Genomic DNA, 16520 nt, shown 5'->3' with positions numbered 1-16520 from the left:
GCTCCTGTGGAATTCAGACCAGTACGTCGGCGAGGTCGCCCTTGCGCTCGAGCCAGGCGCGGCGCTGCGCCGCGGCGCGCTTGCCGAGCAGCATGGCCATCAGGGTCTCGGTCTCTTCCGGCGCATCGACGGTCAGCTGCACCAGGCGGCGGGTATCCGGTGCCATGGTGGTCTCGCGCAGCTGCAGCGGGTTCATCTCGCCGAGCCCCTTGAAACGCGTGGTCGCCACTTTGCCCCTGCGCTTCTCCGCGCTGATGCGGTCGAGAATCCCCTGGCGCTCCTCCTCGTCGAGGGCGTACCAGGTCTCCTTGCCAACATCGATGCGATAGAGCGGCGGCATGGCCATGAACACGTGCCCGGCCCGGACAAGGGCGGGGAAGTGACGCAGAAAGAGCGCGCAGAGCAGCGTGGCGATGTGCGCGCCATCCGGGTCGGCGTCCGCCAGCACGCAGACCTTGGCGTAGCGCAGACCGCTCAGATCCTCCGACCCCGGCTCGATGCCGAGCGCCACGGCGATGTCATGGACTTCCTGGGAGGCCATCACCTCGGCGGGATCCACCTCCCAGGTATTGAGAATCTTGCCGCGCAGCGGCATCACCGCCTGGAACTCGCGATCACGGGCCTGCTTGGCGGAACCGCCGGCAGAGTCTCCCTCCACCAGGAAGAGCTCGCTGATGCCCGGATCCTGACTGCTGCAGTCGGCGAGCTTGCCCGGCAGGGCCGGCCCCTGGGTCACCCGCTTGCGCGTGACCTTGCGGGCCGCGCGCATGCGCCGCTGGGCACTGGCAAGCACCAGTTCCACCAGCTTCTCCGCCTCGCCGGTGTGCTCGTTGAGCCACAGGCTGAAGGCATCCTTGACCACACCGGAGACGAACGTCGCGCACTCGCGTGAGGACAGCCGCTCCTTGGTCTGGCCCGAGAACTGCGGCTCCTCGAGCTTGACCGACAGGACGTAGACCACCCGCTCCCAGACATCCTCCGGCGCGATACGCACGCCGCGGGGCAGCAGATTGCGGAATTCACAGAACTCCCTCAGCGCTTCCGTCAGCCCGGTCCGCAGGCCGTTGACATGGGTTCCGCCCTGCAACGTGGGAATGAGGTTGACGTAGCTTTCCTGCAGCGCGTCGCCGTCCTCCGGCAGCCAGGCCACCGCCCACTCGGCGGCTTCGTGCTCGGCCGTGAACTCGCCGGTAAAGGCGGCCTCCGGCAGGCGCTCATGATCGCCCAGCGCACTGCCCAGATAGTCGGCAAGGCCCTTCTCGTAATGCCAGACGGTCTCCTCGCCACTGCCCTCCTCGAGCAGGCGCACCGTCAAGCCGGGGCAGAGCACGGCCTTTGCGCGCAGCACATGCCGCAGACGCGGCAGCGAGAACTTCACCGAGTCGAAATAGCGCGCGTCCGGCCAGAAATGCAGCCGGGTGCCGGTGTTACGCCGACCGACCTCACCCACGGCCTCCAGATCGCGGATCTTCTCGCCGTCCGCGAAAGCCATATGCCATTCCCGGCCGTCGCGCCGGATCGCGACCTCGAGCCGCGTTGACAGGGCATTGACCACGGAGACACCCACACCGTGCAGGCCGCCCGAGAACTGATAGCTCTCGCGGGAGAACTTGCCGCCGGCATGCAGCCGACTGAGGATCACCTCGACGCCGGGAGCGCCCTCCTCCGGATGAACATCCACCGGCATCCCCCGCCCGTCGTCACTCACCGATAGAGAGCCGTCGCGGTGCAGGGTCACATCGATGCGCTGACAGTGACCGGCGATGGCCTCATCAACGCTGTTATCGACCACCTCCTGAGCCAGGTGGTTGGGCCGGGTGGTGTCGGTGTACATCCCGGGACGGCGGCGCACCGGGTCGAGGCCGGTGAGGACCTCAATGGCCGCGGAATCGTAGCGTTCGCTCATGGGCCGGGGATTTTCCTCCAGTGGATTCCTGTGGCGTACAAACGGGGGATCAGCGCTGGAGTGTAACGCCTGGCAACCCGCCGGGCGAGTGCGTCCATCGCCGCCTCACGCTACACTGAAGGCCATGAGCAACGATACCGAGACGCCGGATTTCGAGACGGCACTGAAAACGTTGGAAACCCTGGTGGAGCGCATGGAACGCGGCGAACTCACCCTGGAGCAGTCGCTGGAGTGCTTCGAGCAGGGAATCCGGCTCACCCGCGAATGCCAGAAGGCGCTCGCCGAGGCGGAACAGCGGGTGGAGATCCTCATGGGCCGGGATGCCGACGCCGAACCCGAGCCTTTCGGCGAGGCGGGTGATGGCGACGCTGACTGAGGCGCTGGATAACGGCCAGCAACGCGCCGAGGCCGCCCTCCACGCGGTATTGCCGGATCCGGCACTGACCCCGTCCCGCCTTCATGAGGCCATGCGCTACGCCGCCCTGACCCCCGGCAAGCGTCTGCGACCCTTTCTGGTCTACCAGGCCGGTGCGCTCTTCGGCGAAACCGGCGCCGCCCTGGACGCACCGGCCTGTGCCGTGGAAATGATCCATGCCTACTCGCTGGTGCATGACGATCTGCCGGCGATGGACGATGATGACCTGCGCCGGGGCCAGCCCACCTGCCATCGCGCCTTCGACGAAGCGACCGCCATCCTGGTGGGGGATGCCCTGCAGGCACTGGCCTTCCGGCTGATCGCCGAGGCCGGCCTGGTCGATGCCGGGCGACGGATCCGCATGGTCGAAGAGCTGGCCAGAGCGGTCGGCTCGCGCGGGATGGCCGGCGGCCAGGCCATGGACCTGGCGGCGGTGGGACGGCAGCTGGATATCGCCGAACTCGAGGATATGCACATTCACAAGACCGGCGCGCTGATTCTCGCCAGTCTCCGTCTCGGCGCGCTCTGCGCACCGCAGGCGGTCAGCGCCGACGCCCAGGCCGCCCTCGACCGCTATGGCCACTGCATCGGACTGGCCTTCCAGGTCCAGGACGATGTCCTTGACGTCACCGGCGACAGCCGCCACACGGGCAAGGCCAGTGGCGCGGATGCGCGTCGCGACAAACCCACCTACCCCGGCCTGATCGGGCTCGAGGAATCGCGCCGCTTTGCCGCCGAACTGCGTGACCAGGCCGTGGATGCCCTGTCGCCGTTCGGCGCCGCCGGCGACACGCTCCGCTCACTCGCCGATTACATCATCCAGCGCGATCACTGAGCCGGCCGCGCTCAGGCGCCAGCCTTGGCGGCGCGCTTGCGCTCGTGCTCGAGCAGATATTTCTTGCGGATGCGGATCGCCCCCGGCGTCACCTCCACGAGCTCATCATCATCGATGAACTCCAGCGCCTGCTCCAGTGTGAGGCGCTGCGGCGGTGTCAGGATGATGTTCTCGTCCGAGCCGGCCGCCCGCACGTTGGTGAGCTGCTTGGCCTTCATCGGGTTGACCACCAGGTCGTTGTCGCGGCTGTGCAGCCCCACGACCATGCCCTCGTAGACCTCCTCGCCCGGGCCGATGAAAAGCTTGCCGCGGTCCTGCAGGTTGAACAGCGCATAGGCAAGCGCCTTGCCCTTGGCCATGGCGATCAGCACGCCATTGACCCGCTGACCATAGTCCGCCGGCTTGACCGGGCCGTAGTGATCGAACACGTGATACATCAGGCCGGTGCCCGAGGTGGCCGTGAGAAACTCGGTCCGGAAACCGATCAGTCCGCGTGCCGGAATGATGTAGTCGAGCCGCACCCGTCCGCGGCCATCCGGGAGCATGTCGGTGAGCTCGCCACCGCGCTCGCCGAGGCGCTGCATGACCGCCCCCTGGTAGTCCTCCTCGACATCCACAGTGAGCTGCTCGAACGGCTCCTCTAGCCAGCCATCCACCTCGCGGGTGATGACCTCGGGGCGCGAGACACCCAGCTCGTAGCCCTCCCGCCGCATGTTCTCGATGAGGATGCCGAGGTGGAGCTCACCACGGCCCGAGACACGGAATTTCTCGGGATCCTCGGTATCCTCGACCCGCAGCGCCACGTTGTGCACGAGCTCGCGCATGAGCCGGTCGCGCAGCTGCCGGGAGGTGACGTACTTGCCCTCGCGGCCGACAAATGGCGAGGTGTTGACCTGGAAGGTCATGGAAACCGTCGGCTCGTCCACCGTCAGTGCCGGCAGTGCCTCCACCGCATTGGGATCGCAGAGCGTATCGGAGATGTTGATCCCGTCGATGCCGGTAAAGGCGATGATGTCGCCGGCGCTGGCCTCCGGCACCTCCACCCGCTCAAGGCCCATGAAGCCGAGGACCTGGAGGAGTCGCACCGAACGGCGATTGCCGTCGCGGTCGATACAGGCCAGGTTCTGGCCGCTCTTGATCACGCCGCGCTCGATCCGGCCGATGCCGATGACGCCGACGTAGCTGTTGTAGTCAAGGGAGATGACCTGCATCCGGAATGGCCCCTCGGCGTCCACCTCGGGCGACGGCACGCTGTCGCGGATGAGCTCGAAGAGCGGCGTCATGTCGCCGCTGCGCACATCGGAGTCGGTGCCGGCGTAGCCGTTCAGCGCCGAGGCATAGATCACCGGAAAATCGAGCTGCTCGTCACTGGCACCGAGGTTGTCGAACAGATCAAAGGTCTTGTCCACCACCCAGTCGGGCCGGGCCCCGTCGCGATCCACCTTGTTGACCACCACGATGGGCTTGAGGCCCCGGGCCAGCGCCTTCTGGGTGACGAAGCGGGTCTGCGGCATGGGCCCGTCCACCGCGTCCACGAGCAGCAGGACCGAGTCGACCATCGACAGCACGCGCTCGACCTCGCCACCGAAATCCGCATGACCGGGCGTGTCGACGATGTTGACCCGCAGATCCTGCCACTCGATGGCGGTGTTCTTGGAGAGGATCGTGATCCCGCGCTCGCGCTCGAGATCGTTCGAATCCATGATCCGCTCCTGGGCCTCGCCACGCGATTCCAGCGTGCCGGACTGCTGCAGGAGCTGGTCGACCAGCGTGGTCTTGCCATGGTCGACATGGGCGATGATGGCGATATTGCGCAGGTTGCGCACATCGGTGGGGTTCGGCGTCGTCGTCATTGAAGGTTCCTGGCGGCCCGCATCCGGGCGGATGGTGCAAAACGCACCATTGTACAGGTTGCGCGGGTCAATGGGCGGTATGCCACCCGCGGCTATCGCCGCCCCAGGAAGAACGCCGCCAGCAGGAGGAGCGGAAAGACCTCGAGGCGCCCGAGCAGCATCAGCATGCTCATGACCAGCGCCGACCCGCTGTCCAGGTCCGGCCCGGCAATCCCCACCCCCAGGCCATTGTTGAAAATCGCCGACGCCGTATCGAAGAAGATGTAGGAGAGCGGCATGTCCTCGGGCATCCAGTAGAGCATGAGGAACACACCGGCCAGCCATAGCAGGATGAACACGCTCACCAGGCGCAGCGCCGTGTGGCCGAGTGCCGCCATCTCCTCCGGCGTGATGCGGTTGCCGTTGTAGCGCAGCACCACCACCTCATGCGGGGTGGCCCGCAGACGGCGCAGCTGGCCAATGACATCCTTGAACAGCAGACCGACCCGCAAGTGTTTGATCCCCCCGGCGGCCGAACCGGCCATACCTCCCATGGCCAGCCCGACCAGCAACAGCAGCAGCGAGCCGTTATCCACCGTTGTCAGATCGACGGACGCCACACCACTCGCCGTCATTGCCGAGACCCAGAGCACCAGCGAGCTGACCGGATCGCTCTCGCCGCCCACCAGCGCGCGATGCACCCAGAGGATCAGGCTGCCGAACACCAGGACATAGACGAAGACACGGACTTCCAGCAGCTGCCAGAGCGCCCTGAAGCGGACGCGCTGGACCACCATACGATAGTGCACCAGAAAGCTGATGGCACCGACCAGCATGATCGGGACGTACGCCAGTTTGACCTGTGCCGGGGCATTGGCGATGCCGTCATCGGTGATGGTGAACCCGCCCGTGGAGATCGCCGCCATGGCATGGTTGATCGCCCGCCAGAGCGGTTCTCCGGCAACCCATAGCAGCGCGATGCCCACCAGCGTGTAGCCGACATAGATCGCCCAGATCGCCTGAACGGTGGATTTGACGGTGGGCAGGATCTTCTCGTCACGAGCCTCGGAGAAGTAGAGGTTGATGGCACCGCGCTCCGCCGGAATGACCGCGAGCAGCAGCAGGATCACGCCGATGCCGCCAATCCACTGAATAAAGCTGCGCCACCACTGGATATGGTGCGGCAGCTCAGAGGCGGCGGCCACCACGGTCAGCCCGGTGGAGGTAAAACCCGACACCGACTCGAAAAAGGCATGGGCCGGATAGCGGAAGAAGGCCGTCGCGGCCTCCATCGACGGGGGCGAGAGATGGGCGCTGACGAAAAACGGGATGGCACCGATCATCGTAATCAGCAGCCAGCTGATCGCCGCGATCAACATCGACTGGTAGCGATAGAACTCGGTCGGGCCACGCGTCGTCCAGATGAGCACCTGGGCCGGGATCAGCGAGACCGCCGCGGTCACCAGCAGGCCCACCATGCCCCAACGCTCGCCCCCCCACCAGGCGATGGGCAGCGACGCCAGGGCCATGGCGCCGGGCGCATGCAGGAGGAAACCGACGCCGCGCAGTATCTCGCGCACGATCTACCCGCCCTGCCGTTTTTCCCGGAAGATCCGCCGACGACGGCCACGCAGCCGCTCGGCCGCAAACAGAATGATCGCATCCCCGTGCTCCAGCCGATCATCGTCGGCAAGCGGCCGGGTGTGGTCATCGCGCACCCGCGCAAGGAGCTCCAGGTCCTCGTTCAGGAGACGGCGCTCGCGAATCTCCGCGGCGCTCAGTCCGATCAACGGCGAGTGATCATCAAGCCGGAGCTCGATGATCTGCTGGCCACCGCGCAGGGTGGTGACATCGTTGATCTCCGGCAACAGGGTGATATCGAGCAGATGCTGCGCGACCAGACGCTCCGGATCGCCGAGCACATGCACCCCCAGGCGCCGGAACATGCCGGTATGGGAGCTGCGACTCACCGTGCTGGTGAGTGTCTCGACACCCGCCTCCTTGGCCAGGAGCACCGCCATCAGGTTGGTGGAGTCGTCGTCCGTGGTCGCGATGAGCGCCTCTGCCCGGGCCAGTTCGCTTTCCTTGACGAAGGCATCGTCGCCGACGTCCATGGACAGGACGCGGACATCGTGGTTTTCGGCACAGGCATCGGCCAGTTTCGGGTCGCTCTCGACCACGATGAGCTCGTTGTTCGTCCCTGAGAGGGCCTGTTCGATCAGATTGACGCCGACGGGCCCGGCGCCGATTATCACCATCATCATTGTTTTCAAGTCCCTCCGTGGGAATGGCCGGCGGATGCCATCATACCGGTAGCGGTGGCTCCTGCATCGCGGCCACCTGCTCACGCAGGGTCAGCACATGGTCTTCCCAGTAGCGCTCGGTCCCGAACCAGGTGAAGGTGGCGGGAAAGGCCGGATCATCCCAGCGGCTTGCCAGCCAGGCCGCGTAGCTGATGAGGCGCAGGGTCCGCAGTGCCTCCACCAGATGAAGCTCCCGCGGGTCGAAGTCGCGGAACTGCTCGTAGCCGGCCATCAGATCGGCGAGCTGCACCGTGCGCTCCTCTCGCCCGCCACTGAGCAGCATCCAGATATCCTGCACCGCTGGCCCGGTGCGGCAGTCATCCAGGTCCACGAGGTGCGGGCCCTGGTCGGTCCAGAGGATATTGCCCGGATGCAGATCGCCGTGCAGTCGGATGAAGGCGCCGCCGCTGGCCTCGCGGAAAGCCGCTTCGACGGCGGCCAGCAGCTCGTCGGTCACCAGTCGGTAGCCCGCTTCCACGGCCGGCGGAATCCACCCCGAATCAAGCAGCCAATCGCGGTTGCCCCGGCCCATGATCGCCGCATCGATGGTCGGCCGGTGCCGGAACGTCGCCGTCTCGCCCACGGCATGCATCCGGCCGAGAAGCCGCCCCAGCCACTCACGGGTATCGGCCTTGTCCAGCTCAGGGGCGTGGCCGCCGCGACGGGGATAGAGCGCGAACCGAAAACCACCGGCATGGTGCAGCGTCCGGCCATTGCGCGCGAGCGGCGGCACCACCGGGATATCGAGGCTCGCGAGTTCGTCGGCGAAGGCATGCTCCTCGAGGATACCGGCGTCGCTCCAGCGGCCGGGCCGGTAGGCCTTGAGGATAAGCGGCACGTCGTCCTCAACGCCGAGTTGATAGACGCGGTTCTCATAGCTATTGAGGGCGAGAAGGCGGCCATCGGCCCGAACATCCGCCGATTCCAGCATGTCGAGCAGCAGGGCCGGCTGCAGGGTCGCGAAGGGGTGTTCGCCGGGGGTGTCGTCGCCGGCAGCGATCTCATTCATACCATTGCCTCCATTGACGTCCACACCGGCGTGAGATCGCCGGGAATCGGGGCCAGGCGGCCGATCTCGATCCAGCGGAAATCCGGGTCATGAAAGTCCGAGCCCATGGAGGCATTCAGACCGAACCGCCGCGCCAGCGCCGCGGCGGCGATGAGATCATCACGCCCGCCGCCGCCATTGGAGACCTCAATGGCGGTGCCTCCCGCCGCCACGAAGGCCTGGATGGCCGCCCGCAGCGCGCCACGCGAGAGTCGATAGCGCAGCGGGTGGGCGAACACGGCGACCCCGCCGGCGGCATGGATCCAGTCCACCACCTGCTCGATGGCCGCCCACTGGACCGCCGCATAGCCGGGCCGGCCACGCTGCAGGTAGCGATCAAAGGCACTCTGCATGTCGCGGACCACGCCGTCGGCAACCAGCGCGCGGGCAAAATGCGCCCGGCCGGGCACCCCCTCGCCCACCAGTTCTGTCGCCCTGGCGGCGATACCGTCCATGCCAGCGCGTTCCAGTCGCTCGCCGATCCGCGCGGCACGGCGGCGCCGCTCCGCCTGCTGGGCCGCCACGCCGGCGGCCAGGGCCGGATGGGATGGATCGATGTCGAGTCCAACAATATGCACGACACCCCGGGCCCAGCGGGCCGACAACTCGATCCCGGCAAGGCAGCGAATGCACTGCCGCCGAGCGGCCGCCTGGGCCTCGGCGATGCCCTCGAGGGTGTCATGATCGGTGAGCGCCATCAGCTCAACCCCCCGGGCCGCGGCCCGCTCCACCACCGCGGCGGGCGCCAGACGCCCGTCGGAGGCGGTGCTGTGCATATGCAGATCGATGGCGCTTGTGGGCATCGGTGGGTCGCTTGTGGCCATAACCCCCCCATCCTATAATGAACGGCTCGGCAGCCGCAGGCTGCCGTTTGTTTTTCGGAGGTCATTGCCATGTCAGCGGCCCTGATGCCCACCTACGCCCGCCTGCCTGTCGCCTTCAGGCGGGGATGCGGTGCATGGCTGGAAGACACCGACGGGCGCCAATACCTTGATGCCCTGTCGGGGATCGCGGTCTGTGGGCTTGGCCATGCGCATCCGGCGGTCGCCGAGGCGGTGGCCGGCCAGGCGCATACGCTGATCCACACCTCCAACCTCTACGAAGTGCCGCATCAGAGCGAGCTCGGCGAGCGGCTCTGCACCCTAGCCGGACTCGAGCAGGTCTTTTTCGCCAACAGCGGCGCGGAGGCCAACGAAGCCGCGATCAAGCTGGCGAGGCTGTACGGCCACGCGCAGGGTATCGAGGCCCCGGAAATCATCGTCGCCGAGAATGCTTTTCACGGCCGCACACTGGGGGCACTCACGGCCACCGGCAATCGCAAGGCACAGACCGGCTTCGGTCCGCTGCCCGAAGGATTTGTCCGCGTGCCCTACAACGACCCGCACGCCGTTGCGGCGGCGGCCAGCGAGAGAACCGTCGCCGTGTTCGTCGAGCCGATCCAGGGCGAGGGCGGCATCGTCATCCCGGATGCCGGTTATCTCGCGGCGCTGCGGCAGGTGTGCGACCAGCATGGCTGGCTGCTCATGCTCGACGAGGTGCAGTCGGGGGTGGCCCGCACCGGGCGCTGGTTCGCTCACCAGCATGCGGGCATCAAGCCCGATGTGGTCACGCTGGCCAAGGCGCTCGCCAACGGGGTGCCCATTGGTGCCTGCATTGCCGGCGGACCGGCCGCCGGCGTCCTCGGACCGGGCAGTCACGGCACCACTTTCGGTGGAAATCCGCTGGCGAGCCGTGCCGCACTGGCGGTGCTCGACGTCATTGAGGCCGATCATCTGGCGGCGCGGGCCGAGGCACTTGGCCGGCGGATACTGGAAGGATTTCGCGAGGCGCTGGCGGATCACCCCGGGATCCACGACATCCGCGGTCGTGGCCTGATGATCGGCATCGAGCTCACCGGGCCCTGCGCTCATCTGGTCCGGGAGGCACTGGATGCCGGCATCCTCATCAATGTCACGGCCGGCAGCGTGGTGCGACTCCTACCGCCGCTGATCCTCACGGATGACGAGGCCGACCGGCTGGTCAACACCCTTACCCCACTGATCGCGAATGCGGCCCGGCAGCTTGCCGGATCGACCGCCGATCGTGCCTGAACCCGACAGGGAGGTTCCGATGTCACTGCGCCATTTCCTCACCCTGGCAGACATCACTGCCGAAGAACTGGAGACGCTGCTCCGGCGGGCCGCGGAACTGCGGGCCCTGCATCGTGCCGGAGAGCTGCATGAGCCCCTGCGCGGGCGGGTGCTGGGCATGATCTTCGAGAAATCGTCCACCCGGACGCGGGTGTCTTTCGAGGCCGGCATGGCCCAGCTCGGCGGCAGCGCGATCTTTCTATCGCCGCGGGACACCCAGCTTGGCCGCGGCGAGCCCATCGAGGACACGGCCCGCGTCCTGTCCGGCATGGTCGACGCGGTGATGATCCGCACCTTCGACCACGACAACGTCGAGCGCTTCGCCAGTGCCAGCAGCGTCCCGGTGATCAACGGGCTCACCGACGACCATCATCCCTGCCAGCTCCTCGCTGATCTGCAGACCTGGCAGGCCCATCGCGGTGAGATCCGCGGACGCAAGGTGGCCTGGATGGGCGATGGCAACAACATGTGCCGCTCGTGGATGCAGGCGGCGGACATGCTCGACTTCCAGCTCGCCATCGGCTGCCCCGCGGACTACGTCCCCGAGGATCTGGCGGATTATGCCAACAGCCGTCACGAAACCAGCCCCATGGCCGCCGTCGAGGGGGCCGATCTGGTGGTCACCGATGTCTGGGCCAGCATGGGGATGGAGGACGAGGAGCAGGCCCGTCTGGCGGCCTTCCGCCCTTACCAGGTGAATGAGGCCCTGATGGAGGCCGCCGCCGGGGAAGCGCTGTTCATGCATTGCCTCCCGGCCCATCGCGGCGAGGAGGTCAGTGCCGGCGTACTCGACGGACCGCAGAGCGTGGTCTGGGAGGAGGCGGAAAACCGCCTCCATGCGCAGAAGGCCCTACTGGAGTGGCTGGTCACCGAAAACCGTCAGTGACGGTCGCCGGTGGCCTCCTCGGCCATCTGCTCGAAGCTGGTGTGACGGACATCCTTGCCGCGCACGAAGTACACGACGTACTCGCAGATGTTGCGCGAGCGGTCACCGATCCGCTCCAGTGAACGGGTCGCCCAGACGATATCCAGCACCGGTGGGACCGACTTGGGATGGTTCTCGAGGTCCTTCACCAGGTGGCGGATGATGGAGTCGTACTGGGCGTCGGCCTTGATGTCCTCCTGAGCAACCCGCACCGCCTGCTCGGCGTCCATGCGGGCAAACACGTCCAGCGCACCGCGCACCATGCCCTTGACCTGCTCGCCGAGCGCGGCGATTTCCGCCATCGGACTGCGGCGGCGATCCTCCTCGAGCAGATGCAGCGCCATGCGCCCGACCCGCTCGGCCTCATCGCCGATGCGCTCAAGATCGGTGATGGTCTTGATCACGGCGACGATCAGTCGCAGATCGCTGGCGGTGGGTTGGCGTCGGGCCAGGACGTTGGTGCAGGCCTCGTCGAGCTCCACCTCCATGGCGTTGATGCGATAGTCGGAGGTGACCACCTGTTCGCCCTTGGCCTGATCGCCGTCCACCAGGGCGTCCAACGCGGCCTCGAGCTGCTGCTCGACCAGACCGCCCATGGTCATGACCCGGGTGATGATGTGCTCCAGGTCCTCGTTGTACTGACGCGATATATGCTGCGTGAAACTCTTTTTGTCCATGGCGTATGCCGCTCCCGCCGGCTCAGCCGAACCGGCCGGTGATGTAGTCCTCGGTACGCTGTTCCTTGGGGTTCGTGAACAGCGTGTCGGTGTCGTTGACCTCCACGATCTCGCCCATGTGGAAGAACGCGGTATAGCCGGCCACACGTGCGGCCTGCTGCAGGTTATGGGTCACGATGACGATGGTGTAATTATCCTTGAGCTCGTGGATGAGCTCCTCAACCGTCGCCGTTGCCAGAGGATCCAGTGCCGAGGCCGGTTCGTCCATCAGAATCACTTCCGGATTCACCGCGATGGCCCGGGCGATGCACAGGCGCTGCTGCTGACCACCCGAGAGTTCCGTCCCCGGGGTGTCCAGCCGGTCGGCCACCTCGTTCCAAAGGCCGGCCCGCTTGAGCGAGGACTCCACCAGATCATCCAGCTCGGAGCGGGACGTGCCGGTGCCGTGCAGCCGCGGGGCATAGGCGATGTTCTCGTAAATGCTCTTGGGGAAGGGATTGGGTTTCTGAAAGACCATGCCCACGAAGGTGCGCAGCTGCACCACGTCGACACTGGGGTCGTAGATATCCTCGCCTTCCAACGACACGTTGCCCTTGATGCGAACCTGCGGGATGAGGTCGTTCATACGGTTGAGGCAGCGCAGGAACGTCGACTTGCCGCAGCCCGAGGGCCCGATCAGCGCCGTCACCTCGCGGGCATACATGTCGAGGTTGATGCCGTGTAGCGCCTGGCTCTCCCCGTACCAGAGGTTGAGGTCGCTGGCACTCATCTTGACCTCCGGCGTGGCCGTCGGCCGCTCACTCGGTGGTGTCTCCACGTTCTGCGCCATGGTCGCAGTCCCTGCCGATGTCGTGTTCTTCACTTCAGTTTCCATGAATCCCTCGCCAGTCGCTACCAGCGACGTTCGAACTTGCGCCGCAGAAACACGGCCGTCGCGTTGAGTGTGAGCAGGATGGCCAGCAGCACGATGATGCCCGCGCCCGTTTTCTCGACGAAGGCCTTGCGCGGCTCACTGGCCCAGGTGAATATCTGCGCCGGCAGCACCGTGGCCGATTCGAAAATACTGGTCGGCGCCTCGGGGATGTAGGCGATCATGCCCACGATGATCAGCGGCGCCGTCTCGCCCATGGCCTGGGCCAGACCAATGATGGTGCCGGTCAGGATACCCGGCAGCGACAACGGCAGGACATGATCGCGAACCACCTGCCATCGGGAGCAGCCCATCGCGAAGGCACCGAGCCGGATTGGATCCGGCACGGCCCGCAGCGCGGCGCGGGTGCTGATGATGATGATCGGCAGGGTCATCAACCCCAGCGTCAGGCCACCCACCAGCGCCGATGAGCGGGGCACGCCAAAGGTGTTGATGAACACCGCGAGACCCAGCAGGCCGAAGATGATCGAGGGGACCGCCGCAAGGTTGTTGATATTGACCTCGATGGCCTGCGTCAGCTTGTTATCCGGGGCGAACTCCTCGAGATAGATCGCCGACATCACACCAATGGGGAAAGCGAATGCCAGCGTCACCGCGAGAACCAGTAGCGAGCCCACGGCGGCGGAGAAGATACCCGCGAGTTCCGGCAGCTTGGAGTCACCGGAGGTAAAGAACGCCCAGTTGAACGTCGTTCGGATGACGCCAGCGGCCTTCAACTCGTTGACCTGACTCGCCAGCGCCGGTGGTAAGTCTTCCTTGCCCTTGAGGTACTGATCGACGCGGCTGTAGACCGGTACCCATTCAGTACGCGTGGTCCCGGCGAGTTCCGGATTGTTGCGGATCTGCAGCGGAATACTGCGGACCGCGCCACGCGAGACGATCTCGCGCAGGTCTTCGGGGATGGCGAAGCGGCCGATGCGCTCGGCGCGCTCGTTGTAGTCCAGCGTAACCCTGATCTCGGACTGCCAGAATGCCGAGTAGCCCTGGCTGATGATGTCGGTGAAGAAGGCCACGATGATGCCAAACGCCACGAACAGCGCCGCAATGGAATAGGCCTTGAAGCGGGACTCGCGGCGGTAGCGGGCCCGGATGAGGGGATCGTTGGCCGATCCGGTCAGTCGTCGCTGCATCGTAATGCGTCCCGTCTAGTCATAGTTCTGCTTGAATCGGCGCACCAGATAGGTGGACACCAGATTCAGCATGAGCGTAACGATGAAGAGCACCAGGCCCAGCGCGAATGCCGACAGGGTCTGCGGGCTGTCGAAGGCCAGGTCTCCCGTGAGCGAGTAAACGATATTCACGGTGACGGTGGTCATGTCCTCGAGCGGGTTCCAGGTCAGGTTGGGGCGCACACCCGCCGCCATGACCACGATCATGGTCTCGCCCAGCGCCCGCGACACGCCGAGCAGGAACGCCGAGATCACCCCCGGCAGCGCCGCCGGCAGGATGACCTTCTTGATCGTTTCCGAATGTGTAGTGCCCAGCGCGTAGGCACCCTCGCGAAGACTCTGCGGAATGCTGTTGATCACATCGTCGGACAGCGACGAGATGAACGGGATGATCATGATGCCCATCACGATGCCGGGCGAGAGGATATTGCTGTAGGAGGCGTCGAGCCCGAAGAAGGCCGCAATATCGACGATGATGGGCGTGACGGTGATCGCCGCGAAGAATCCGTAGACCACGGTCGGGATACCCGCGAGGATCTCCAGGACCGGCTTGGCGATGCCCCGCTGGGCGCGGGTCGCGTACTCCGACATGAAGATGGCCGAGAGCAGGCCGATGGGCAGCGCCGTCGCCATGGCAATGGCGGTGACCATGAAGGTGCCGGCGAACAGCGGCACGGAGCCGAAGAACGAAGTGCCTTCACCGACCTCGTCGCCGCGCCCGGCGGCCTCGAGGAAGGTGTCACCGGGCGCCCAGACCGTTCCCGTGATGAACTCCCAGACGCTCACCTCCCGGAAGAAGCGCATGGCTTCGAACAGGATGGAGAGCACAATCGATACGGTGGTGATGATCGAGATCAGCGCGGCGCTCAGCAGCAGCCAGCGGATCGTGTTGTCCAGAATATTGCGGGCGCGGACGTCAGGGCGAATGGCGCGCAGGCCGTGCGCCAGCCCAAGGAGGGCCACCACCAGAGAGACGATCAGCACGAGCTCCCTGGAGGGCGCGATCACGCCGAAAACACTCAGCAACGCCGCCGCGATGGCGACGCCCAGGGCCGGCAGGCCCATCCATACGACGGAATACCAGCCATACTGCTGCGGGCGCGAATGCATGCTGATGCCGGCCGCCATGGTCTGGAGCGCCTTGCCCCGGCCCAGCCGGAACGCGAGGTAACCCAGCGGTGCCAGCGCTGCCAGGAGCAACAGTGTTGTCAATCCGATACCCAATGTCCTGCCTCATGCAGCCAGCGGTAGAACCAAAGATCGCCGCCCCCGGAGGAGACGGCGATCACCAGGCGTTAAATGCTCACCTGATCCGGAGAGCGTTGCAACGCCTTATCCCTCGAGGTCACTGCGCGTCAGGTCAACGCGATCCTCGACCCGCTCACGCCACTCGGCGGACTGTGCTGCCGGCAGCGGGATCAGGCCCTCTTCGATGAGCAGGCCGTCCGGGCCGATCATGATCGGATCCATGAACAGGCTGACATACTCCTCGATACCCGGGATCACACCCTCGTGGGCGTCCTTGATGTAGAACCAGAGGCTGCGGGCGACCGGGTACTCTTCCTCCGAGATGGTCTCGGTGGTGGGCTCTACGCCGTCGACCGTCGCGGCATCCAGCGTGTCGCTGTTCTCGACGAGGAAGCTGTAGCCAAACACGCCAATCGCGTCCTTGTTCTCGCGGATCCGCTGGACGATCAGGTTGTCGTTCTCACCGGAGTCGACATAGACACCATCGGTGCGGATGTCGGTGTACTCCTCGGGGAAGCCGGCCCCTTCAGCGGTCTCTTCCATGACCAGCTCTTCGAAGGCATCACGCGTACCTGAGGTGGTCGGCGGGCCGAGGATCTCGATCTCGCGATCCGGCAGGCTGGCGTCGATCTGATTCCAGTTGGTGTACGGGTTGTCGACCATCTCGCCGTCCTGCGGCACCTGGGCGGCGACGGCCATCAGGATCTGCTCGCGGGTCAGGGCCAGCGGCTCATTGTCGGCACTCTGGGCCAGCACGATGCCATCGGAGCCGATCAGCGCCTCGGTGATCTCGGTGACGCCGTTCTCCATGCAGCGGTCGAACTCGCTGGGCTTCATGCGGCGCGAGGCGTTGGTGATGTCCGGGGTGCCAACACCGACACCATCGCAGAACAGGCGCATGCCGCCGCCCGAACCGGTGGATTCGATGACCGGCGTCGTGAAGTTGGTGGTGGCACCGAACTCCTCGACCACATAGCTGGCGAACGGATAGACCGTGCTGGAGCCGACGATGCGGATCTGCTCGCGCTCCTGGGCGACGGCAACGGATGTCATGCCGACAGCCGCGGCAACGGCAAGGGCAGTGGTCTTCCAAGTCTGCATG

15 protein-coding genes are annotated in these 16520 nt (G+C 65.9%); 4 read left to right on the top strand and 11 right to left on the bottom strand.

The window, feature by feature from the left end; all coding sequences use genetic code 11:
• Positions 1-13: 13 nt before the first annotated feature.
• Positions 14-1906: a DNA topoisomerase IV subunit B gene (parE, locus tag V6X30_RS01280; RefSeq protein WP_367982825.1), complete on the bottom strand. Its 1893-nt coding sequence runs from the start codon at positions 1904-1906 to the stop codon at positions 14-16.
• 124 nt (positions 1907-2030) lie between these two features.
• On the opposite strand from parE, the gene V6X30_RS01275 reads away from it, so the two are divergent.
• Both V6X30_RS01275 and ispA read left to right on the top strand, forming a co-directional pair.
• On the top strand, positions 2031-2282 hold the full coding sequence (locus tag V6X30_RS01275; protein WP_367982824.1) for an exodeoxyribonuclease VII small subunit: 252 nt from the start codon (positions 2031-2033) through the stop codon (positions 2280-2282).
• Positions 2266-3156 (top strand): (2E,6E)-farnesyl diphosphate synthase, encoded by an 891-nt coding sequence (ispA, locus tag V6X30_RS01270; RefSeq protein WP_367982823.1) that lies wholly within the window; start codon positions 2266-2268, stop codon positions 3154-3156. The genes V6X30_RS01275 and ispA overlap by 17 nt, the downstream gene beginning before the upstream one ends.
• An 11-nt stretch (positions 3157-3167) precedes the next feature.
• On the opposite strand, the gene typA is transcribed toward ispA, so the two are convergent.
• The 5 genes from typA to V6X30_RS01245 form a co-directional block, all read right to left on the bottom strand.
• Positions 3168-5009, bottom strand: coding sequence for a translational GTPase TypA (gene typA / locus V6X30_RS01265; protein ID WP_367982822.1), 1842 nt, complete (start codon positions 5007-5009; stop codon positions 3168-3170).
• Positions 5010-5101: 92 nt separating this feature from the next.
• Positions 5102-6568, bottom strand: a complete 1467-nt coding sequence (locus V6X30_RS01260) for a TrkH family potassium uptake protein (RefSeq protein ID WP_367982821.1) — start codon at positions 6566-6568, stop codon at positions 5102-5104.
• Positions 6569-6571: 3 nt separating this feature from the next.
• Complete coding sequence (locus V6X30_RS01255; protein WP_367982820.1) at positions 6572-7252, bottom strand: potassium channel family protein; 681 nt, start codon at positions 7250-7252, stop codon at positions 6572-6574.
• Between the two features lie 40 nt (positions 7253-7292).
• On the bottom strand, positions 7293-8300 hold the full coding sequence (locus V6X30_RS01250; RefSeq protein ID WP_367982819.1) for a serine/threonine protein kinase: 1008 nt from the start codon (positions 8298-8300) through the stop codon (positions 7293-7295).
• The gene (locus tag V6X30_RS01245) at positions 8297-9163 is read right to left on the bottom strand and encodes a PHP domain-containing protein (RefSeq protein WP_367982818.1); all 867 of its coding nucleotides are present in this window, start codon (positions 9161-9163) and stop codon (positions 8297-8299) included. The genes V6X30_RS01250 and V6X30_RS01245 overlap by 4 nt, the downstream gene beginning before the upstream one ends.
• 69 nt (positions 9164-9232) lie before the next feature.
• Between V6X30_RS01245 and V6X30_RS01240 the strand changes: the two genes are divergently transcribed.
• Both V6X30_RS01240 and argF read left to right on the top strand, forming a co-directional pair.
• Positions 9233-10429 (top strand): acetylornithine transaminase, encoded by a 1197-nt coding sequence (locus tag V6X30_RS01240; RefSeq protein ID WP_367982817.1) that lies wholly within the window; start codon positions 9233-9235, stop codon positions 10427-10429.
• 19 nt (positions 10430-10448) lie between these two features.
• Positions 10449-11354: an ornithine carbamoyltransferase gene (argF, locus tag V6X30_RS01235; RefSeq protein ID WP_367982816.1), complete on the top strand. Its 906-nt coding sequence runs from the start codon at positions 10449-10451 to the stop codon at positions 11352-11354.
• Here argF and phoU read toward each other — a convergent pair.
• From phoU to V6X30_RS01210, 5 genes are all read right to left on the bottom strand, one after another.
• Complete coding sequence (gene phoU, locus V6X30_RS01230; RefSeq protein ID WP_367978490.1) at positions 11348-12070, bottom strand: phosphate signaling complex protein PhoU; 723 nt, start codon at positions 12068-12070, stop codon at positions 11348-11350. The genes argF and phoU overlap by 7 nt on opposite strands.
• Positions 12071-12092: 22 nt before the next feature.
• The gene (pstB, locus tag V6X30_RS01225; RefSeq protein ID WP_408022349.1) at positions 12093-12944 is read right to left on the bottom strand and encodes a phosphate ABC transporter ATP-binding protein PstB; all 852 of its coding nucleotides are present in this window, start codon (positions 12942-12944) and stop codon (positions 12093-12095) included.
• 17 nt (positions 12945-12961) lie between these two features.
• Complete coding sequence (gene pstA, locus V6X30_RS01220; RefSeq protein ID WP_367982815.1) at positions 12962-14131, bottom strand: phosphate ABC transporter permease PstA; 1170 nt, start codon at positions 14129-14131, stop codon at positions 12962-12964.
• 15 nt (positions 14132-14146) lie between these two features.
• Complete coding sequence (gene pstC / locus V6X30_RS01215) at positions 14147-15382, bottom strand: phosphate ABC transporter permease subunit PstC (RefSeq protein ID WP_367982814.1); 1236 nt, start codon at positions 15380-15382, stop codon at positions 14147-14149.
• 120 nt (positions 15383-15502) lie between these two features.
• Positions 15503-16519, bottom strand: a complete 1017-nt coding sequence (locus V6X30_RS01210; protein WP_367982813.1) for a substrate-binding domain-containing protein — start codon at positions 16517-16519, stop codon at positions 15503-15505.
• Position 16520: the final 1 nt, after the last annotated feature.

It is taken from the genome of Spiribacter sp. 1M189 (assembly GCF_040838345.1).
Taxonomy (GTDB): domain Bacteria; phylum Pseudomonadota; class Gammaproteobacteria; order Nitrococcales; family Nitrococcaceae; genus Spiribacter; species Spiribacter insolitus.
This window is presented reverse-complemented; position numbering and strand designations above follow the sequence as displayed.

Coding starts and splice junctions, on each gene's coding strand:
- parE (WP_367982825.1), bottom strand. CDS start 1,906: ATGAGCGAACGCTACGATTCCGCGGCCATTGAGGTCCTCACCGGCCTC.
- V6X30_RS01275 (WP_367982824.1), top strand. CDS start 2,031: ATGAGCAACGATACCGAGACGCCGGATTTCGAGACGGCACTGAAAACG.
- ispA (WP_367982823.1), top strand. CDS start 2,266: ATGGCGACGCTGACTGAGGCGCTGGATAACGGCCAGCAACGCGCCGAG.
- typA (WP_367982822.1), bottom strand. CDS start 5,009: ATGACGACGACGCCGAACCCCACCGATGTGCGCAACCTGCGCAATATC.
- V6X30_RS01255 (WP_367982820.1), bottom strand. CDS start 7,252: ATGATGATGGTGATAATCGGCGCCGGGCCCGTCGGCGTCAATCTGATC.
- V6X30_RS01250 (WP_367982819.1), bottom strand. CDS start 8,300: ATGAATGAGATCGCTGCCGGCGACGACACCCCCGGCGAACACCCCTTC.
- V6X30_RS01245 (WP_367982818.1), bottom strand. CDS start 9,163: ATGGCCACAAGCGACCCACCGATGCCCACAAGCGCCATCGATCTGCAT.
- V6X30_RS01240 (WP_367982817.1), top strand. CDS start 9,233: ATGTCAGCGGCCCTGATGCCCACCTACGCCCGCCTGCCTGTCGCCTTC.
- argF (WP_367982816.1), top strand. CDS start 10,449: ATGTCACTGCGCCATTTCCTCACCCTGGCAGACATCACTGCCGAAGAA.
- phoU (WP_367978490.1), bottom strand. CDS start 12,070: ATGGACAAAAAGAGTTTCACGCAGCATATATCGCGTCAGTACAACGAG.
- pstB (WP_408022349.1), bottom strand. CDS start 12,944: ATGGAAACTGAAGTGAAGAACACGACATCGGCAGGGACTGCGACCATG.
- pstA (WP_367982815.1), bottom strand. CDS start 14,131: ATGCAGCGACGACTGACCGGATCGGCCAACGATCCCCTCATCCGGGCC.
- V6X30_RS01210 (WP_367982813.1), bottom strand. CDS start 16,519: ATGCAGACTTGGAAGACCACTGCCCTTGCCGTTGCCGCGGCTGTCGGC.